The following is an 18,775-nucleotide window of genomic DNA, read 5'->3' on the forward strand; positions in this document are numbered from 1 at the left end:
ATATATCGCTGGAACGCCACGAGTGGCCGCTCCTGCGCCACTTTCATTCGATGACAGGTGGACCGTGGACATGAATGCTTCGCGTTCACGCTCCAATGAGACATTATGTTGCTATTCGGCTGTAAAACAGGTCTATCACGGTCTTGTTGCATTTATGATACAGCCGCGTTCAAAAGCGGTGAATGCCCTTTTCCCGCGCTTTACAGCGCCCTGCTCCCCGCGCAGTTTCGCGACCATGCATATGGGGGGATCGCTGTCGGGCACCTTATCCCTCCATAGGTAGAAATAGTGGCAGATCATCTGCCAACCTCCAGAGCAAGGGACTGGACCGTGAAGACATTTTCCAAGAGGGCACTTTTGCGTGCCAGCGCCGCACCGGCGATCCTCGGCGCGTCGCTGATCGCAACCGCCGCATTCGCACAGGAAGCGCCGCAGGCCGCTGAAGTCGAAACCGGCGACACCATCATCGTAACGGGTTCGTTGATCCGCAATCCGAACCTGGTGCGTTCGACCCCGGTGACGGCCACTACCGCTGACCAGATCGAACTGAAGCAGAACAACACCGCTGAAGAAATTCTGCGCGAAATTCCGGGCATTGTTCCCAGCATCGGTTCGGCTGTTAACAACGGTAACGGCGGCGCTTCGTTCGTAGATCTTCGCGGTCTGGGTTCCAACCGTAACATCGTTCTGATCGACGGCAACCGTTTGGTGCCGGCCGAATTGAACGGTCGTTTCGATCTTAACAACATTCCGCTGGCACTGATCGATCGCGTTGACGTACTGACTGGTGGCGCTTCCACCACTTACGGCGCGGACGCAATTTCGGGCGTCGTCAATTTTGTAACCAAATCTGATTTCGCGGGCATGGAAGCCAACATCGCGAATCAACTGACCGAACAGGGTGACGGCCACTACATTCGCGCCGATCTCACGCTGGGTGCTAATTTCGATGATGGTCGCGGTAATGTGGTCTTCTCGGTTGGCTATCAGCAGTCTGACCCTGTTTATCAGGGTGACCGTCCTTTCTCAGATGTATCGATTGACTCTTTCTCCGGTCTTGGCGGTGGTTCCGGCACTGGCACCCCGTCGCGCTTCACCAACGTCAACACCACCGGCGCTGACTCAATCACGACCGGTTGCGGCCTTACCGGACAGCCTGCGTGTAACGCGGTCCAAGGCAACCGTCAGGTAACCGCCGCAGGTGGGGCGTTCCGTCCAACGTCGGCCTTTGATGCCTATAACTTCAACCCCTTCAACATCTTCCAAACGCCGTTCGAGCGTTTCAACATGTACGGTGCTGGTCGCTACGAAGTCAGCGATGCTGTGGAAGTTTATTCGCGCGGTATCTTCTCGAAGAATACCGTCAGCACAATTATCGCTCCGTCGGGTGCTTTTGGCATCTCGGTGAACGTCCCGCTCAGCAATCCTTATCTCTCGGCCGCACAGCGGAATGCGTTCTGTGCTTTCGACATTAACCCCGGCGCTGGTTATACCCCGCGCTTTACCCAAGCGCAGTGCGACGCGGCTGCTACGGCGCAGCCAACTTTGGCCGACGGTACTGCTAATCCCGATTATCGGACCGTCACGACGACGCTGTCACGTCGCGCAACTGAATTGGGTCCGCGTATTTCGGACTTCACCACGACTTTCTTCGATTATCGCATCGGCGCGCGTGGCGGTATCACCGACACGATTGATTGGGATGTCGCAGGTGCCTATGGCGAGTCTGAAAACGTTCAAACACAGCAGGGCTATTGGCTGAACTCGCGTGTTCGTCAGGCGCTGCTGGCAACGAACACGTCGACCTGTCTGACCGATACCAATGGCTGTGTTCCGCTCAACGTGTTCGGGCCTGACGGGTCAATCACCGCTGAACAGAATGCCTTCTTGAACGCGAACAGCCAGATCATCACCAAGACTTCACTGGCGCAGGTAAAGGGCACCGTCAGCGGCGATGTTGGTTTTGCGGCTCCCTGGGCCAATGATGCCATCGCTTTCGCCATCGGTGGCGAATACCGCAAATATGGCGCATCGCGGGAATCCGATCTGCTTTCGCAATCTGGCGACCTTGGTGGTGCGGGCGGTGCTGCCCCGAACATCAATGGCGGTTATGAAGTTTATGAAGCCTACGGCGAACTCATTTTGCCGATCGTTCAGGATAAGCCCCTCTTCGAAGATCTGACGCTTGAAGCCGGTATCCGCTATTCCGACTACACCGTTGACGGTGGCACAGGCTACAACACCACCACCTGGAAGGCCGCCGGTAGCTGGACGCCAGTCAATGGTATCAACATCCGCGCCAACTATTCGCGTGCTGTTCGTGCACCGAACATCGCTGAATTGTTCGCGCCGGTGAATACCACTTTGACGAACTTGGATAGCGATCCTTGCGCCGGTGTGGCACCGACCCAGAACGCAAATCTCGCTGCTGTCTGCATAGCGCAAGGTGCCAGTGCTGCCCAACTCGGTTCGATCATCAACGATCCGGCTGGTCAGGTGAACTCGACCGGCGGTGGCAACCTTTCTGTCGGTCCGGAAAAGTCGAACAGTTGGGGCGTGGGCCTCAGGTTGCAGCCTGCCGCCTTGCCGGGATTCAGCATGACTGTTGATTATTACAACATCAAGATCACGGATGCGATTACCTTCCCGACTCCTGATGACGTGATTTCAGCTTGCTTCGACAACATCACCGCCGCCAGCGCCACCGACCCCGCCTGTACCGGCATTCGCCGCGATCCGGGTACGGGTGCGCTGTTCGGTGAAGCCGCGGTCGTAGGTGGCCTTCCCCAGACACTGTCTAACCTCGGTAAGTTGGCGACGGACGGTATCGACGTTCAACTGAACTACATGAAGGAAGTGGGCTTTGCGAAGTGGTCGTTGAGCGCGAACGGCAACTGGACGAACAGCTCGACGTTCCAAGCGACGCCTAGCTCGATCAATCGTGAATGCGTCGGCCTTTACAGCGTCAACTGCGCATCGATCCAGCCTAAGTTCTCGTGGTCGGTGCGTAACACGCTCTCGTTCAGCTCGGTCGATCTGTCGCTGTTGTGGCGCTATATCGACGGCGTGAAGTATGAGGATGGTGATGCTTTCGTTGGCACGCTGGATGGCAAAGAGGTCGATTTCAACCGTATCCCGGCTGAACATTATTTCGACCTTACCAGCCGCTTCCATGTAAACGATGAAGTCACGATCACGATGACCGTTCAGAACCTACTGGACAACCAGCCCAAGGTGGTCGGTAACACGATCGGTTCGACCAGCTTCAACAGCGGCAACGTCTATCCGTCGACCTACGATGCATTGGGTCGCCGCTATACTGTTGCGGCAAAGCTGCGCTTCTGATCCGTTCGGATTAAACATGAAAAGAAAGGGGCTGGTGGCGACACCGGCCCCTTTTCTTATGGGCTGAAAATTACGGTGGACGTGGCGGCCAGCCTATTCGGTTAATGTCTAAGAAAGCAGCGGCCGCGGCAACGTTTCTGATATGCCGACATTGTGAGCGATCACGCGCGCCCAATGACCCACTTTTTCGATCTCGTCAGCATATAGGTTGATAGCTTGTCGTGCATCACGCTCACGTTGTCCGGCACTAAATTCAGTTCCTGTCTTTGCATCACGCGCAAATACTGGTCCGTTTACGATCGTAGAGATGGCATCCGTGTCGAGGGCAAGGCCGAACAATTCTGCCAAACGTGCGAGAACGCCCCGCGGTTGTTCATTCAGGACGTCACTGCGCAAAGTAGCAACTCTCATGCCCAGCTTTTCGCATAAGGATTGAAAATGGAACTGTTGAGCCAGCCAGCCCGCCGCAGCGACCTGTATATCGGTCAGGCGAAGATAATCGGCAGGCTCAATACCGAGCGATGTCAGCATCCCTTCGCGCATAAGCTTGCCGAACAGATCGCGCACCCAGAGCCGCCCGGCGAGTCCCTTGCGCGCGATTGAGGCAAGGTAGGCGTCGAGCGGCGCATGCAGCAGCAGGGCGCGCGCGTCAGGTCGCAGTCCCATAATTGCGGGAATCAGAGGATTGACGATATTGGATGGTTTAATAATGGTGGCCTCGCCCGTCGTAAAGGGCCGCGCCAGCAACCGCAGGCCTTCGTCCAGTACGCGAGCGGCATCCGCCCCCTTCGCGCCACGATGTCGCCAGCCGACAATGTCATTCAGCAGCACAGGTTCTTTGAGGCCCATAGCGGTCCCCGGCACGTCGAACGCCGCGGCCAAAAGCGTCGAGCAGCAATAAGCGGAATGGAAGATGAAATGGATAGGGCCGGGGGGCGACGCCAGCGCGACGGCATCGCTGCGCTTTATGACCAACGGGGACCTAGCATTAGGCAAATTTTCGTCGGTCAGGAAGGGAATGGTTGCGTGATGAGCGCGTGACACGTCGACAAATTGGAAGGCGTCATGGCTAGGGTCGTAGCGATGCGCGAGCCATCGGGCGTCGACCATAGCATCGGCAACAGGTGGAAAAGTGGCAGACATGGCGATGAGCTTTCGCATGAGCACCAGGATCGCACAAGCAGGTCTCAAACCCCTGCTTGCTACTCCAGCACCTTGTGGTAGCCATAATCCATAAGAGCTGGGGGGCTATATGGACGAAACGGTTATACGGTTGTTGCAGCAAGCTGGGGATGCACGGCGACTAGGTCGTACAGCCGAAGCCGAAGCACTACTGGGTCATGTGCTGGTCCATCAACCTAATGCACCACAGGCCCTTAATCTGCTGGGTTTGATTGCGCTCGACCGGCAGGATTTCGTTAATGCCATTTCCCATTTTTCTGGTGCAGCGCAGTCTGATCCGGGCGAGGCTGCCCTTTGGATGAACCTCGCCTCGGCGTATCGCGGTATCGGTGATGCCTCAGGCGAACGCATGGCGCTGGACCGTGCGCTCGCAGTGGATCAGTGTAATTTGATGGCGCAAATTCGCATGGCGCAATTGCAACAGCGTCTGGGCGAGGACCATGACGCTGCCAGTAGTTGGAGCAAGGCCTTGGCGCTGGCGGCTGGACTACGCGACATGCCGCCGACATTGGCTGATACGCTGGCAGAGGCGCGGCGCTATATAAGCGATCATAAAGCACGCTTTGCAGAGTTCATTGAAACCGGACTCGCCGCCCCATTGCGCAGCGCCGACGCGGTATCGCAGCGCCGGTTTCAGGCCTGCCTAGATCGAGAATTTGGGCGGCGAACCATCCACCAGAACCATTGTTCAGGCCTTCACTACCCTTTCCTGCCGGCAGATGAATATTTTGACCGTCATCATTTTCCGTGGATGGCGCAATTGGAAGCCAAGACCGATGCCATCCGGGCGGAGTTTTTGGCGATGGCCGAGCGGGATGGCGGCAATATACGTCCCTATGTGCGGCAGGATCCAGGAACGCCGCAGAATAAATGGACTGAACTGGATGGATCGCTCGATTGGGGGGCGGCATTTCTATGGGAATATGGGGTTCGTAATGAAGTGGTGTGCGCGGCCTGTCCTCAAACGGTTGCTGCGCTCGAAGCGCTCCCGCGCGCTGACATTCCCGGACGGGCCCCATCTGCTTTTTTTTCCTTGCTCAAGCCCAAAAGTCACATACCGGCACATACCGGCGTTACCAATACCAGGGCGATTGTTCACCTGCCGTTGATTGTTCCGCCTGGCTGCAGCTTTCGTGTCGGTGATGAAACAAGAACATGGCAGGAAGGCGTTGCTTTCGCTTTTGATGACACAATAGATCATGAGGCATGGAACGAGTCCGAACATCTGCGTGTGGTGCTGATATTCGACGTGTGGAATCCGCATTTGTCGCTTGCGGAGCAGGCGCTATTGAAGCAATTCTATGCTAAGGCGGATGCAAGCAAGGCGCAGGATCTGGCGCGGCGCATCTAAACGGTGGCATGGTCAATGGCCGTTATCGGCCAACTATTTCCATTGCCTTTTCTGGGAGATATGCAGTGCATTATGTCAAGGCGATGATGGCATTAGGACTAATTGTTGCGGCAATTCCCGCTGTTGCGCAGGAAACGCCGCAGCTCGACAAGAATGACCCGGATGCCGTACGATGCAAGAAATTCGCGGTCATCGGGTCGCTGGTAAAGAAAGAGCGTATCTGCCGGACGAATGCTGAGTGGCGGAAACTGTCCGAGCAGCAAAATCGCGATGCCGACGACTTGATCACCCGAAGCCGGGCAGGCATGAATCCGAGCGGTTAATTGGAAACGGGGCGTTGCGGTCGGCCGCAACGCCCTCTTTCTTTAGAGTCCTCCATGAGGAGAAACCCCTCCGACTTCAGTCGGATACTGGCTTCAGCCCCGGACTCGGCCAGTAGCCTGCTATCCTCGGAAAAAATGAACAGCCCGAAGGGCGAGAGTTCATTTTTTCCGAGGATAGCAGGCTATGGGCTACAGCAGCGGTTGTCACACAACATTTCATCATCGCTATCATCTCGTCTGGGCACCGAAACGCAGTTCAGCGCAGCTAAATATCGGTTCAAGGTGTTGCATGGCGAGGTGCGTCTGCGGGTTCGCGAGATTATCCGACAGGTCTGTGCCGAAATGGGCGTGACGATCGTTCACGGCGTGCTTTCGCGCGACCACGTCCACATGTTCGTCGAGATACCCCCGCACGTATCGGTCAGCGATTTCGTGCGACGGGCCAAGGGCAGGTCATCACGTAAAATCCAGCAGGAGTTCGAGCATATCCGCAAGCGCTACTGGGGCCAACGCTTCTGGCAACGCGGCTACTTCTCGACAACATCCGGCAACATCACCGATGACACTATCCTGCGTTACCTGGACAAACATGGCCACAAAAACGGCTTCAGCCCCGCCCCATGATCCTACCGGCGTCAGCCGGTCAGTCATTCAGCTGATGCCCAGCACCAGCGCCCCATCGCCATCCTCGACCCGTACCGTCGATCCGTCGGGCACCTGGCCGCGCAGGATCATGTCGGCGAGGGGGTCTTGCAGATAGCGTTGCACCGCCCGCTTCAACGGGCGCGCGCCATAGACCGGATCATAGCCGACCCGGCCAAGCCAGGCGCGTGCGCCGTCGGTCAGGTCGAGCAGGATCTTGCGGTCCTTGAGCAGCTTGCCGACCCGTGCGACCTGGATGTCGACGATCGGTGCCATATGCGCGGCCCCTAAGCGGTGGAACAGGATGACCTCGTCCAGTCGGTTGAGGAATTCCGGGCGGAAATGGCCGCGCACGACCTCCATCACCTGATCCTCGACCTTTTCGACCGGTTCGTCGTCGGCGAGGCCTGCAATATATTGGCTGCCCAGATTCGATGTCAGGACGATGATCGTGTTGGTGAAATCGACCGTGCGACCCTGCCCATCGGTCAGGCGGCCATCGTCCAGCACTTGGAGCAGGATGTTGAACACATCGCTATGGGCCTTCTCGACCTCGTCGAACAGGACGACCTGATAGGGGCGACGGCGCACGGCTTCGGTCAGGACGCCGCCTTCCTCATAGCCGACATAGCCCGGAGGCGCGCCGATCAGCCGGGCGACGCTGTGCTTCTCCATGAACTCGCTCATGTCGATGCGGACCATCGCATTGTCGTCGTCGAACAGGAAACCGGCCAGCGCTTTGGTCAGTTCGGTCTTGCCGACGCCCGTCGGCCCCAAGAAGAGGAAGCTGCCAAGCGGCCGGTTGGGGTCTTGTAGCCCGGCGCGGGCGCGGCGGACGGCGGTCGACACGGCGCGCACCGCATGGGCTTGGCCGATGACGCGCTTGCCCAGAGTCTCCTCCATGGCGAGCAATTTTTCGCGCTCGCCGGTCAGCATCCGTTCGACCGGGATGCCGGTCCAGCGGGCGACGACGCCAGCGATGTCCTCGGCGGTGACTTCCTCGCGCAGCATCGCGCCGTCCGACGCGGTGGCTGCTTCGGCCAGCCGCTTTTCCAGCGCCGGGATGGTGCCGTAGGACAGCTCGCTCATCTTCGCGAGATCGCCTGCGCGCTGCGCCTGCTCCAGTTCGAGCCGGGCGGCGTCGAGCTGTTCCTTGATCTTGGCCTCGCCTGCGATCTTGTCCTTTTCCGCCTGCCAGCGGCTGGTCAGTTCGCTCGACTGCTGCTCCAGATTGGCAAGGTCGGCCTCCAGCGCGGACAGCCGGTCCTTGGATGGCTGGTCGGTTTCCTTCTTGAGCGCTTCCCGCTCGATCTTGAGCTGGATGATGCGGCGGTCGAGATTTTCGATCTCTTCGGGCTTGGATTCCACCTCCATGCGCAGGCGTGAGGCCGCCTCGTCCATCAGGTCGATCGCCTTGTCGGGCAGGAAACGGTCGGTGATATAGCGGTTGGAGAGCGTCGCCGCCGACACGATCGCGCCATCGGTGATCCGCACGCCATGGTGCAGCTCATATTTTTCCTTGAGGCCGCGTAGGATCGAGATGGTGTCCTCGACCGTCGGTTCGCCGACGAATACGGGCTGGAACCGCCGCTGGAGCGCGGGGTCTTTCTCGACATATTTGCGATATTCATCGAGCGTGGTCGCGCCGATGCAATGCAATTCGCCGCGCGCAAGGGCGGGCTTCAGGAGATTGCCCGCGTCCATCGCGCCTTCGGATTTGCCCGCGCCGATCAACTGGTGCATCTCGTCGATGAAGAGGACGACATGGCCCTCGGCGGCTTTCACTTCGTCCAGCACGCCCTTCAATCGTTCCTCGAACTCGCCGCGATATTTGGCCCCCGCGATCAGCGATCCCATGTCGAGCGCCATTAAGGTGCGGTCCTTGAGCGTGTCGGGCACGTCGCCATTGGCGATGCGCAGCGCCAGCCCTTCGGCGATGGCGGTCTTGCCGACGCCGGGTTCGCCGATCAGGACGGGATTATTCTTGGTCCGGCGGGCGAGAATCTGGACGGTGCGGCGGATTTCCTCGTCGCGGCCGATGACCGGATCGAGCTTGCCGTCGCGCGCGGCTTGCGTGAGGTCGCGGGCGAATTTCTTGAGCGCGTCATAGCGATCTTCCGCGCCCGCCGTATCGGCGGTGCGGCCCTGGCGCAGGCTGTTGATCGCGGTGTTGAGCGCTTCGGGCTTCACGCCAGCGATGCCCAGAGCCTTGCCCGCCGCCGTGGTGGTGGCCAGCGTGAGCGCGAGGAGGAGCCGTTCGACGGTGACGAAGCTGTCGCCCGCCTTGGCCGCGACCTGTTCGGCCGAGTCCAGCACGCGCACTATGTCATTGTCGAGGCCGGGCGTCTGCTGCGCGCCGCTGCCCGATACGGCAGGGATTTTCGCCAGCGCGGCGTCGGTTTCGCGGAGCGCAGTCGGGGCGTCGCCGCCAGCCGCTTTGATCAGGCCCGACGCCATGCCCTGCTCATCCTCCAGCAGCGCTTTCAACAGATGGTCCGGGCTGATCCGCTGATGGTTCATGCGGATCGCGACGGTTTGCGCCGATTGCAGGAAGCCTTTGGCGCGGTCGGTGAATTTTTCGAGGTTCATAACAGGCCCTTCGTGATGCTGCCCCTCATGTGGTGTTGCCTAAAAACCACACAAGGGGCGATACGCAATTTCCGCAGGCGGGCGATTTACTTGGGGCTGGGTGCCTTGGGTTGGTCGGCGGCGAAGGCGTCGCCGAAGAAATCCTGCGCATACCAGCGCGGCGCTTCCGGCGCGTCGGCGATCTGCCGGGCGATGGCATAGTTGACGCGGGCGAATTTGGCGGCGGCATCCCAGTTGAAGGGCAGGTCGATCTGGTCGGATGGCTGGTGATAATGGGTTTTGAGGAAATGTTCGAACGCCGCTTTGCCCGGCCCGGCAAAGCCGGTCATAAGAAACACGGCGGGCACGCCTTCCTGCACGAAGCGATAATGGTCCGAGCGGGTGAACAGCCCTTCGGCAGGCAGCGGGTCGGGCGAGAGGGTGACGCCGACCGATTGTGCCGCGCGATCGACGATCGGGCCGAGCGTCGAATGCTCCGCGCCGAACGCCACGACGTCCTGGAAGTCGTAAGTCAGGATCGGCATGTCGAGATTGACGACGCCGACCAGCTTGCCGCCTGTCGGCAGGACTGGGTGTTTGGCGAGATATTGCGAGCCGAGCAGCCCGTCCTCTTCCGCCGTGACGGCCGCGAACAGGATCGAGCGTTTGGGCCGCGCGCCGCCTTCGGTAAAGGCCTTGGCCACCGCCAGCATGGTCGCGGTGCCCGACGCATTGTCCATCGCGCCGTTATAGATTTTGTCGTCGCCCTTCGCGCTTTCCTTGACGCCATTATGGTCGAGATGGGCCATCAGCAGCACATATTCATGGGCCAGTGCCGGATCTGAGCCGGGCAGCACCGCCAGCACATTGGCCGAGGGGGCCGTGCTGACGGAACTGACGCGCTCCAGCGTGACGCGCGGCTTGAGCGCAAAGCCCTTGGGACGGCCGCCCTTCTTGCCCGCCTGCTTCAGGATGGCGGCGAGATTGCCGCGCGACCCGGCGAAGAGCGCCTCTGCGGCCGGGCCATGGACCGTGGCCGTGGCGCGGATGCCGGGGGTGCGGACATAGGGCTGGCCCTGGCCGTCGATCCAACTAACGACCGGATCGTTGCTGCGCTCGCGCAGCTTTTCCCAGGGCATACGGGCGAGCAGGCTGGGGCTGGGCAGGGTGATGAGGCCGATGGCCCCGGCCTTCTGCGCCGCCAGCGCCTTTTCCGCGGCGAGATGCGCGCCGACTTCGCTCGGCATACCGACGGGCGAGCCGGAGAGGGCGACGGCGAATTTGCCCTTGAGGTCCAGCCCCGCATAATCGTCGATCTTCTCGCGATCCGATTGCAGGCCATAGCCGACGAATACGGCCCCGGCGGCGATGCTTTGCTTGGCTTCGCGGCCGAAGCCGCCGATGGCGACATCGGTGCCATTGGCGAAACGCTGGCCGCCGATGGTGAGTGCGGCGGGGGCGCTCTTGTCGAGATCGGCCAATGCCAACGTCACGGGTTGATACCAGCTATCCTTGACCGCTTGGGTGAGGCCGAGCGCCGCAAAGCGCGCGGCGACGAAGCGGGCGGCGATGTCATAGCCGCGTGTGCCAGCGTCCCGTCCTTCGAGCAGGTCGTCGGCGAGGAATGTCACGTCGGCGCGGATCGCGTCGGGGGAGAAGGTCGGTTCCTGCGCGATTGCGGGCGCGGCGAGGGCGAGCAGGGAGACGAGGACGGGGAGGCGAAAGCGCATGGGTTACTCTTTTAAGGTCGATGATGGAGTGGAACCTATCGTCGCCGTTCGCGCTGTCCAGCCGTATGCGTATTGCGCTGCTAAAACGCTCCGCTATTCTAGCGCCATCCTGCGGGCGGTTTCACCCCGCTGCTTTAGTCAGAAGGCTCCTTCATGATCCTGTCTTCCCTGCCGCGCCGCCTGCCCCTGCTGATCGGTCTGTCCATGCTGGCGATGACGCCCGTGACCCAGGCGGTGGCGCAGGGTGCGGCCGCCGTTGCCGCGCCCGCGCCGCTTTCCAGCCTCGTGGCGGCGGTCGATATTCCCTATGAAGAATTCAGGCTGAAAAACGGCCTGCGCGTCATCGTCCATACGGACCGCAAGGCGCCGGTGGTGGCGGTGTCGGTCTGGTATCATGTGGGGTCGCGCTTCGAGCCTGCGGGGAAGACCGGCTTTGCCCATCTGTTCGAACATCTGATGTTCTATGGGTCGGAAAATGCCGATGGACCGTTTTTCGGGCGGCTGGAGGATATAGGCGCGACCGACTGGAACGGGACGACCTGGTTCGATCGCACCAATTATTTCGAGACGGTGCCGACGGGCGCGCTCGACCGGGCGCTGTTCCTCGAATCCGACCGGATGGGCCATTTGCTGGGCGCGGTGACGCAGGCGAAGCTCGATACCCAGCGCGGCGTCGTCCAGAATGAAAAGCGGATGGGCGAGAATGAGCCTTATGGCCTGGTCGAATATGCGCAACTCGCCGCGCTGCTGCCCGAAGGTCATCCCTATCGCCACTCCACCATCGGGTCGATGGCGGATCTGAATGCCGCGACGCTGGCTGACGTGCAGATGTGGTTCAAGACCCATTATGGTCCCAACAACGCCGTGCTGGTGCTGGCGGGCGATATCGACACGGCGACAGCGAAGAAAAAGGTGGAACGCTGGTTCGGCAACATCCCCGCCGGGCCGCCGCCCCAGGATGTGGACGCGACCGTCCCGACGCTCGACAAGGATGTCGAGAAACTGATGAAGGATAATGTCGCGGCGACGCGGCTTTATCGCAACTGGGTGGTGCCGGGCGTCAATGGCGCGGACCTGCCCGCGATCGACCTGGCGTTGTCGGTGTTCGGCGGGCTGGGATCGTCGCGGCTCTACACGACGCTGGTGCGTGACGAGAAAGTGGCGGTGGGCGTCAAGGCCAATGTCCAGCCGTTCGAGAAGCTGAGCATCGCCGAGATCACGGTGGACGTGAAGCCGGGCGCGGATGCGGTGGCGGTGGGCAAGCGGCTCGACCAGCTGCTGGCCGATTATCTGGCCAACGGGCCGAGCGCCGATGAAGTGCAGCGCGCCGCCACGCAGCGGGTGGCGGGGACGATTTCGGGGCTGGAAAAGGTGGGCGGCTTTTCCGGCAAGGCCGTGACGCTGGCCGAGGGGGCGGTCTATTCGAACGATCCCGCGATCTACAAGAAGGATCTGGCCGCCTATGCCGCGGCGACCCCGCGCCAAGTGACGGAAGCGGCGCGCAAATGGCTGGGTCGGCCGGTGTTCCGACTGACCGTGGCGCCGGGCGAGCGGACGGCGGCGGATAATGCGCTGGCGGGCAATGCGACGATGAAGCCCGCTTATTTCCGCGATCCCGATGCGCCTGCGCCCACGGCCGCAACGCCACCCAAGCCGACCAGGATCGCCGAACCGCCGATCGAGCCGGTCGCGGACCTCGACTTTCCGCCGGTCGAACATGCCAAGCTCAGCAATGGCATCCCGGTCGTCTTCGCGCGCCGCGCCACGGTGCCGACGGTGCGGGTGTCGGTGGCCTTCGATGCGGGCAATGCGGCTGACGATCGGGCGAAGCTCGGCACGGCGGCGCTGACCACGGCGCTGCTGGACGAAGGCACCAAGACCCGCAGTTCGCTGGTCATCGCGCAGGAACAGGAGCGGCTGGGCGCGGCGGTGAGCGCGGGCAACAGCATGGACCGCACGACCGTTGGCCTGTTCGCGCTCAAGCCCAATCTGGATGCGTCGCTGGGGCTGCTGGCCGACATCGTGCGCAACCCGGCCTTTGACCCCAATGAGGTGGAGCGGCTGCGCGGGCAGATGCTGACCCGGATCGCGTCCGAGAAGACCCAGCCGATGGCGATCGCCCAGCGGATGCTGCCGCCTTTGCTCTATGGCACGGCGCATCCCTATGGCATCCCCTTCACCGGCTCCGGCACGGAAAGCGGGGTCAAGGCGGTGACGCGGACCGATCTGGTCGCTTTCCATGAGGGCTGGCTGCGGCCCGACAATGCCAAGATTTTCGTGACGGGGGACACCAACCTTGCCGAATTGCTGCCCTTGCTGGAAAAGCGCTTTGGCGACTGGAAGGCGCCGGCGGCGGCGAAGGGGACCAAGCTGTTCCGCATGGACCGGATGGCGCGCCCGGCGCGGATCATCCTGATCGACAAGCCGCAAAGCCCGCAGTCGATGATCTTGGCAGGTGTGCTGACGAGCAAGAAGGGCACCGACAATCCGGTGACGCTCCAGTCCGCCAACGAGGTGCTGGGCGGCAGCACGACGTCGCGGCTGACCATGGATCTGCGCGAGACCAAGGGCTGGGCCTATGGCGCGGGGACGGCGTTGCCGGGGGTCAAGGACACGATCCCGCTGCTGGTCTATGCCCCGGTACAGAGCGACAAGACGGGCGAGTCGATCATCGCGGCGCGGCAGGACATCAAGGATTTCCTGACGACCAAGGGCACGACCCAGGCGGAGCGCGACCAGACGATCAACGGCCAGATATTGTCCTTGCCGGGCAGTTTCGAGACGTCGTCGGAACTGATGGGCGCGATGATGCGCAACGACCTTATCGGGCGGGCGGATGATTTCTACGAGACGCTGCCCAAACTCTATCGGGCGATGACCGCAGCCGATTTCGACAAGGCGGCGCGCGAGGCGATCAACGCCGACGGGCTGATCTGGGTCGTGGTGGGCGACGCGAAACTGGTGCGGCCACAGCTTGACGCGGTGGGCTTGCCGGTCGAAACCGGCACCCTGGCTGACTGAGAAAAAACCTAAAGGAGTGAATGAGATGGCAACTGTCGATGGCGCTTATGATTGCGTGGCCAAGACGCCGATGGGCGACCAGAATGGCGTCTTTACCGTCATTAGCAGAGGGGACCGGTTCAACGGCACCTTTGCCGGGATGATGGGATCGCTGGATGTGGTCGATGGCAAGGTCGCGGGTGACACGCTCACCTGGAAGATGGAAATGACCATGCCGATGCCGATGACGCTGGAATGCGAAGCGACGGTCAGCGGTGACGCGATTACGGGCACGATGCAGTTGGGCGCGTTCGGGGCTTCGGCCTTTACCGGTACGCGGCGGGCCTGACGGCGCAGGGGGTTTGGGTGCTTCCCGAACCCCCAAAGCGGACAGCGAGGCGGACATAGGTTGCGACTTGTGCCAAATTGATTAGTTAGCTATCTAATAATTATGGCGGACGCGGAACAGGAATTGGCTTTGTTGCATCTGCTGGCCCCGGTCGCGCGGGGCTGGCGGCAGATGGGCGATGCGGCGCTGGCGCAATTCGGCGTGTCGAGCAGCGCGGGATGGTGCCTGGTGCATCTCGACCAGCTCGCGGAGCCGCCGCGACAGGCGGAACTGGCGCTGCTGCTGGATATCAGCCCGCCGTCACTGGTGCGGACGCTGGACCAGTTGCAGATCGCCGGGTGGATCGAGCGGATCGCCGATACGGATGATAAACGCTCCAACCGGCTGGCGCTGACGGAGGCGGGCAAGACGCTTGCGGAGAAGATCGCGGCGCGGCTGGCGGACGTGCGCGCGGGGTTGCTGAGCGGACTGCCCGATGGCGCGGTCGAGGTCGGGGTCGAGTTGCTGGGCTTGCTGAGTATGCGGATGGCCGAGCAGCGGGCTGGGGTGGGGTGATCTCACCGTCTCGCCTGGGTTTTGGGTTGGGAGATGGGTTCCCGCCTTCGCGGGGATGACGGGGGATGGTGCGGGTCTGGTTGGAAGGGTGCGCGTCGTTGATAGGGTTACACCCCTCCACCGGCTTCGCCGGTCCCCCTCCCCTTACAGGGGAGGATTTTAGCAGTGCCCATGAAATAGGCCCGCCGGTCTGGGACGGGCGGGCCTTTCTATCAGCGCGTAAGAGCGATCAATATTGGATCGTTACCGTTACCGCGCGGCGATTCTGTGCCCAGGAGGCTTCGTCCGAGCCGAGGGCGGCGGGGCGTTCCTTGCCGTAGCTGACGGTAGTGATGCGGCCCGAATCAATGCCCAGCGAGGCGAGATAGTTTTTCGCGGCGTTGGCACGGCGTTCGCCGAGCGCGATATTATAGTCGCGGGTGCCGCGTTCGTCGGCATGACCCTCGATCGTGACGCGCACGGCGGGGTTCTGTTGCAGCCAGGCGGCCTGGCTCTGGAGCGTTGCCTGATCCTGCGCGTCGACATCATATTCGTTGAGCGCGAAGAAGATGCGGTCGGAAGATACCGAGGCGACGAAATCTTCCTGGCTGCCCTTGATCGGGCCGCTCGATCCGATCGGACCGCTGGGCATCGTTGTGCCGGTGCCGCCGGGGGCGGGGGGCAGTTCGGCGGGCGGCTTTTTCGAGCAGGCGGCGAGCGCGATGATGGCGGTGGCCATCAAAAGGGTGCGGGACATTTTCATGACGTGTCTCCTTATTATAGCGCTGTCTGCTTGGGGGGATGGCAGACAGGGTCCGTGAAGTTCGTTACGCTGTCAAGACGAATGGGTTCCATCGGGACAGCGCGGTAGAAGAATTATCAAGGCAGCAACGGACCCCAGGCCGGATCGGAGCCGCTCAAAGGCGTCGGGATGCGCCGTTCGTTGACGCCGGTCAGATCGACCTGCCACACCTGGCTGGCCCCTTGCCGACCGGGCGTGGTGCGGAAGAATTGCAGCACGCGGCCATTGGGCGACCAGGTGGGCTGTTCATCCTGCCAGCCATTGGTCAAAATCCGTTCGTTACCGCCGCTGGGCGTCATCACCGCAATCTTGAAGTCGCCGGACATTTTGGTGAAGGCAATGAGGTCGCCACGCGGGCTCCATTCGGGCGTCGCATAGCGGCCGCCGCCATGGCTGATGCGGCGCTGGTTCGAGCCATCGGCATTCATGATATAGAGTTGCTGCCCGCCCGACCGATCGCTTTCGAACACGATCTGGCTGCCATCGGGCGAGTAGCTGCCGCCGACATCAATGCCGGGCGAGGTGGTGAGGCGCACGGGCGTGCCGCCATTGGCCCCGATGCGGTAAATGTCGGTATTGCCCGCCACCGCCATCGAGAAGAGGATGTTGCGGCCATCGGGCGACCAGCGCGGGGCGAAGGTCGGGTTGTTGCTTTCGGTCACGAGGCGTTGCTGCCCGGCCCCGATGTCATAGACATAGAGGCGGACCCGGCTGCCCAGATAGCTGACATAGAGAATGGATTTATAGTCGGGCGAAAAGCGCGGGGTGAGCGCCATCGACTGGCCGTTGGTGATGAAGCGATGGTTTGCGCCATCGCTGTCCATGATGGCGAGGCGCTTGACCCGTGCGCCCTTGGGACCGCTTTCGGCGATATAGGCGATGCGGCTGTCGAAGAAGGGGCTTTCGCCCGACAGGCGCGCGTAGATGGCATCGGCGCATTTATGCGCGGCGCGCCGCCAGTCGCGCGGTGCAACGACGAAACCCTGGCGGGTGAGTTCCTGCTTGAGCGCGACATCATAGAGATAGCAGCCAACGGTAATGTCGGATTCGCCGCCGCTGGTGCGGACGAAGCCCTGGACCAGCGCTTGATAGGCACCCCATTTGTCGAACTGGGGGAAGGTGACTTCGGCAAAGGGAATGACCGGCAGGCCGCCCGGACCCGATGGATCGAACAGGCCGGAGCCTTTGAGGTCGGCAGCGATGACTTCGGCGATCTTGCGGCCAAGTTCGGTCGCGGACCCGGCGGGGGTCGTCACCTCCTGCTGCGCGGGCAAGGGCGGCACCGCGACCTTGACATTGCTGTCGATCTCGCCGGTGACATCGACCGACAACTGGGCCTGGGCAGGCAGGGCGGTGAAGGCGAGCAGCGCGGCGGTCGCCATGCCGATACGGTGGAGCAGGGTGGGTTTCATCGGTTCAGCCTCGCGTCAAAGCGGAGTGGCCGGAGCCATTTCCATTGGTCGTAAAATTCAGGTGGCATGTTGCGGAAGGGGGAAGCGAGCTTCACCGCCTGGATTGCGCGTTCGGCATGAAGCTGCGCCTGTGGCCGGTTGCTGGCGTTGACGCCAAGCTGGTCGATTATCTGGGGCGTGCCGATGACCGCGCCATTCCGGTCGAGCCGTACTTCGAGCAGCGTCACGAGCTGATCGGCATCCGCGCCCGATGGCGGACGCCAGTGCGGTTTCAATTGGCGGCGCAATTCGGCGTCGAGCGCCGATTTCTGCGCCGGACCCATGGCGGCGGCGGGTGCGGGGGCAGGTGGACGACGCGGCGCGTCGGCGTTGGTGTCGATGCCCTTGAGGAAATCCTTGCCGAGCAGCGAGCCTTTGGGCTTGTCCGCCTTGCCCTGGCCGGAGGCGCGCGCGGGGGCGTCGGCCTTGGTCGCGGGCTTGGTGGAGGGCTTGGCCGATGCGGCCGCGGCGGGCTTGGTCGGCTTGGCGTCCGCCTTGGCCTTGGCCGGTGCCGTCTTGGCGGGCGTGGGCTTGGCCGGGGTCGATTTGGCCGCAGGCGTCGGCTTTTCAGGCGCGGGCTTGGGCTTCGCCTTGGCCACTTCCTTCTTGGCGGGCGCGGGTTTTTCCGGCGCAGGCTTGGCCACCTCTTTGGACGGCGCGGGCTTGGGTTGCGGCTTGGGAGGGGCAGGTTGGGGTGGGGCAGGCTGGGGCGGCGCCGGCACCGGCGCGGGTTCGGGTTCCGGCGCGGGTGCGGCGTCCTGCGTCGGTCCCTGCTCCGGCGCGATGCTGGGCGGCGGCGGGGCGGTCGAGATTTGCGGCGCGGTCGATTGCAGCGCGACTTCGTCCACCATGGAAACTTCCATCGGCGGGGTCTTGAGCTTCAACGGGTTGGGGGTCGCCAGAAATCCGGCCGACAACAGCCCGAACAGCAGGACATGCCCCGCCGTCGCGACACCCAGCCCAATCTTTTCCGCGCGCTCCATCCAGCCTGTCCTACGGACTCTAGTCTGAACCGTCGCTGGCTGCGTCAGGCGACGAGACCAGCGACACCTTGTTCAGGCCGGCGCGGTTGAGTTCGGCCATGACCCGCATGACCCGACCATAATCCAGCCCCTTGTCGGCGCGCAGGAAGATTTGCGGCGCGTCCGGATTGCCGGCATTGGCAGCTACGATTTCGGCGAGCCGGTCGGGCAGGTCCGCGTCGGTCACGGCGTCCTCATCGACATAGGTTGCGCCGTCGCGGTCGATGGAGACGACGGTGGGCTTGGCATCCTGGTCCAGCCCCTTGGCGCGGGTTTCGGGCAGGTTGACCGGCACGCCAGTCACCAGCAGCGGCGCGGTGACCATGAAGATGATCAGCAGCACCAGCATGACGTCGACCAGCGGGGTGACGTTGATGTCGGCCATGGGCGCGCGGCCGCGACCCCGGCGGGCGGAGGGAGGGCCGGACATGGCCATTAGCGGGGGGCTCCCGTCCCGGTCGCCGTTCGGTTCGAGC

At 62.2% G+C, this 18,775-nt stretch carries 14 protein-coding genes; 7 read left to right on the forward strand and 7 right to left on the reverse strand.

The features are described from left to right. Positions 1-330: 330 nt before the first annotated feature. Positions 331-3,345, forward strand: a complete 3,015-nt coding sequence (locus tag J2W40_RS09530) for a TonB-dependent receptor domain-containing protein (protein WP_310223986.1) — start codon at positions 331-333, stop codon at positions 3,343-3,345. A 108-nt stretch (positions 3,346-3,453) separates the two neighbouring features. On the opposite strand, the gene J2W40_RS09535 is transcribed toward J2W40_RS09530, so the two are convergent. Continuing rightward, complete coding sequence (locus J2W40_RS09535) at positions 3,454-4,506, reverse strand: hypothetical protein (protein WP_310223988.1); 1,053 nt, start codon at positions 4,504-4,506, stop codon at positions 3,454-3,456. A 91-nt stretch (positions 4,507-4,597) separates the two neighbouring features. Between J2W40_RS09535 and J2W40_RS09540 the strand changes: the two genes are divergently transcribed. The 3 genes from J2W40_RS09540 (at position 4,598) to tnpA (ending at position 6,825) form a co-directional block, all read left to right on the forward strand. Beyond that, positions 4,598-5,878, forward strand: a complete 1,281-nt coding sequence (locus tag J2W40_RS09540; protein WP_310223990.1) for an aspartyl/asparaginyl beta-hydroxylase domain-containing protein — start codon at positions 4,598-4,600, stop codon at positions 5,876-5,878. Between the two features lie 65 nt (positions 5,879-5,943). Continuing rightward, a complete protein-coding gene (locus tag J2W40_RS09545) occupies positions 5,944-6,201 on the forward strand; it encodes a hypothetical protein (protein WP_310223992.1) in 258 nt (85 codons plus the stop codon). A 135-nt stretch (positions 6,202-6,336) separates the two neighbouring features. Then, entirely contained in the window at positions 6,337-6,825 is a 489-nt protein-coding gene (gene tnpA, locus J2W40_RS09550) for an IS200/IS605 family transposase (RefSeq protein ID WP_310223994.1), read from the forward strand. A gap of 27 nt (positions 6,826-6,852) precedes the next feature. Here the strand turns inward: tnpA and clpB are convergent, their stop codons facing one another. Together clpB and J2W40_RS09560 are read right to left on the reverse strand one after the other, a co-directional pair. After that, a complete protein-coding gene (clpB, locus tag J2W40_RS09555) occupies positions 6,853-9,432 on the reverse strand; it encodes an ATP-dependent chaperone ClpB (RefSeq protein WP_310223996.1) in 2,580 nt (859 codons plus the stop codon). Positions 9,433-9,518: 86 nt separating this feature from the next. Next, positions 9,519-11,141 carry a M28 family metallopeptidase gene (locus tag J2W40_RS09560; RefSeq protein WP_310223998.1) on the reverse strand — a complete coding sequence of 541 codons (1,623 nt, stop codon included), beginning with the start codon at positions 11,139-11,141 and terminating at the stop codon, positions 9,519-9,521. Between the two features lie 153 nt (positions 11,142-11,294). Here J2W40_RS09560 and J2W40_RS09565 point away from each other — a divergent pair, with 153 nt between their 5' ends. The 3 genes from J2W40_RS09565 (at position 11,295) to J2W40_RS09575 (ending at position 15,045) form a co-directional block, all read left to right on the forward strand. Then, positions 11,295-14,162, forward strand: coding sequence for a M16 family metallopeptidase (locus J2W40_RS09565; protein ID WP_310224000.1), 2,868 nt, complete (start codon positions 11,295-11,297; stop codon positions 14,160-14,162). Between the two features lie 25 nt (positions 14,163-14,187). Continuing rightward, complete coding sequence (locus J2W40_RS09570) at positions 14,188-14,490, forward strand: hypothetical protein (protein ID WP_310224001.1); 303 nt, start codon at positions 14,188-14,190, stop codon at positions 14,488-14,490. A gap of 102 nt (positions 14,491-14,592) precedes the next feature. Further along, a complete protein-coding gene (locus J2W40_RS09575; RefSeq protein ID WP_310224004.1) occupies positions 14,593-15,045 on the forward strand; it encodes a MarR family winged helix-turn-helix transcriptional regulator in 453 nt (150 codons plus the stop codon). A 229-nt stretch (positions 15,046-15,274) separates the two neighbouring features. On the opposite strand, the gene pal is transcribed toward J2W40_RS09575, so the two are convergent. From pal to tolR, 4 genes are all read right to left on the reverse strand, one after another. Next, positions 15,275-15,787 carry a peptidoglycan-associated lipoprotein Pal gene (gene pal / locus J2W40_RS09580; protein WP_310224006.1) on the reverse strand — a complete coding sequence of 171 codons (513 nt, stop codon included), beginning with the start codon at positions 15,785-15,787 and terminating at the stop codon, positions 15,275-15,277. A gap of 116 nt (positions 15,788-15,903) precedes the next feature. Beyond that, the gene (gene tolB, locus J2W40_RS09585) at positions 15,904-17,238 is read right to left on the reverse strand and encodes a Tol-Pal system beta propeller repeat protein TolB (RefSeq protein WP_310224008.1); all 1,335 of its coding nucleotides are present in this window, start codon (positions 17,236-17,238) and stop codon (positions 15,904-15,906) included. Then, positions 17,235-18,260 (reverse strand): cell envelope biogenesis protein TolA, encoded by a 1,026-nt coding sequence (locus J2W40_RS09590; RefSeq protein ID WP_310224010.1) that lies wholly within the window; start codon positions 18,258-18,260, stop codon positions 17,235-17,237. Before J2W40_RS09590 ends, tolB begins: the two co-directional genes overlap by 4 nt. A gap of 19 nt (positions 18,261-18,279) precedes the next feature. Then, complete coding sequence (gene tolR, locus J2W40_RS09595; protein WP_310224012.1) at positions 18,280-18,735, reverse strand: protein TolR; 456 nt, start codon at positions 18,733-18,735, stop codon at positions 18,280-18,282. Positions 18,736-18,775 lie beyond the last annotated feature (40 nt).

Source organism: Sphingobium xenophagum (genome assembly GCF_031457465.1).
Taxonomy (GTDB): Bacteria; Pseudomonadota; Alphaproteobacteria; order Sphingomonadales; family Sphingomonadaceae; genus Sphingobium; species Sphingobium xenophagum_A.

Coding starts and splice junctions, on each gene's coding strand:
- J2W40_RS09535 (WP_310223988.1), bottom strand. CDS start 4,506: ATGCGAAAGCTCATCGCCATGTCTGCCACTTTTCCACCTGTTGCCGAT.
- J2W40_RS09540 (WP_310223990.1), top strand. CDS start 4,598: ATGGACGAAACGGTTATACGGTTGTTGCAGCAAGCTGGGGATGCACGG.
- tnpA (WP_310223994.1), top strand. CDS start 6,337: ATGAACAGCCCGAAGGGCGAGAGTTCATTTTTTCCGAGGATAGCAGGC.
- clpB (WP_310223996.1), bottom strand. CDS start 9,432: ATGAACCTCGAAAAATTCACCGACCGCGCCAAAGGCTTCCTGCAATCG.
- J2W40_RS09560 (WP_310223998.1), bottom strand. CDS start 11,141: ATGCGCTTTCGCCTCCCCGTCCTCGTCTCCCTGCTCGCCCTCGCCGCG.
- J2W40_RS09565 (WP_310224000.1), top strand. CDS start 11,295: ATGATCCTGTCTTCCCTGCCGCGCCGCCTGCCCCTGCTGATCGGTCTG.
- J2W40_RS09570 (WP_310224001.1), top strand. CDS start 14,188: ATGGCAACTGTCGATGGCGCTTATGATTGCGTGGCCAAGACGCCGATG.
- J2W40_RS09575 (WP_310224004.1), top strand. CDS start 14,593: ATGGCGGACGCGGAACAGGAATTGGCTTTGTTGCATCTGCTGGCCCCG.
- pal (WP_310224006.1), bottom strand. CDS start 15,787: ATGAAAATGTCCCGCACCCTTTTGATGGCCACCGCCATCATCGCGCTC.
- tolB (WP_310224008.1), bottom strand. CDS start 17,238: ATGAAACCCACCCTGCTCCACCGTATCGGCATGGCGACCGCCGCGCTG.
- J2W40_RS09590 (WP_310224010.1), bottom strand. CDS start 18,260: ATGGAGCGCGCGGAAAAGATTGGGCTGGGTGTCGCGACGGCGGGGCAT.
- tolR (WP_310224012.1), bottom strand. CDS start 18,735: ATGGCCATGTCCGGCCCTCCCTCCGCCCGCCGGGGTCGCGGCCGCGCG.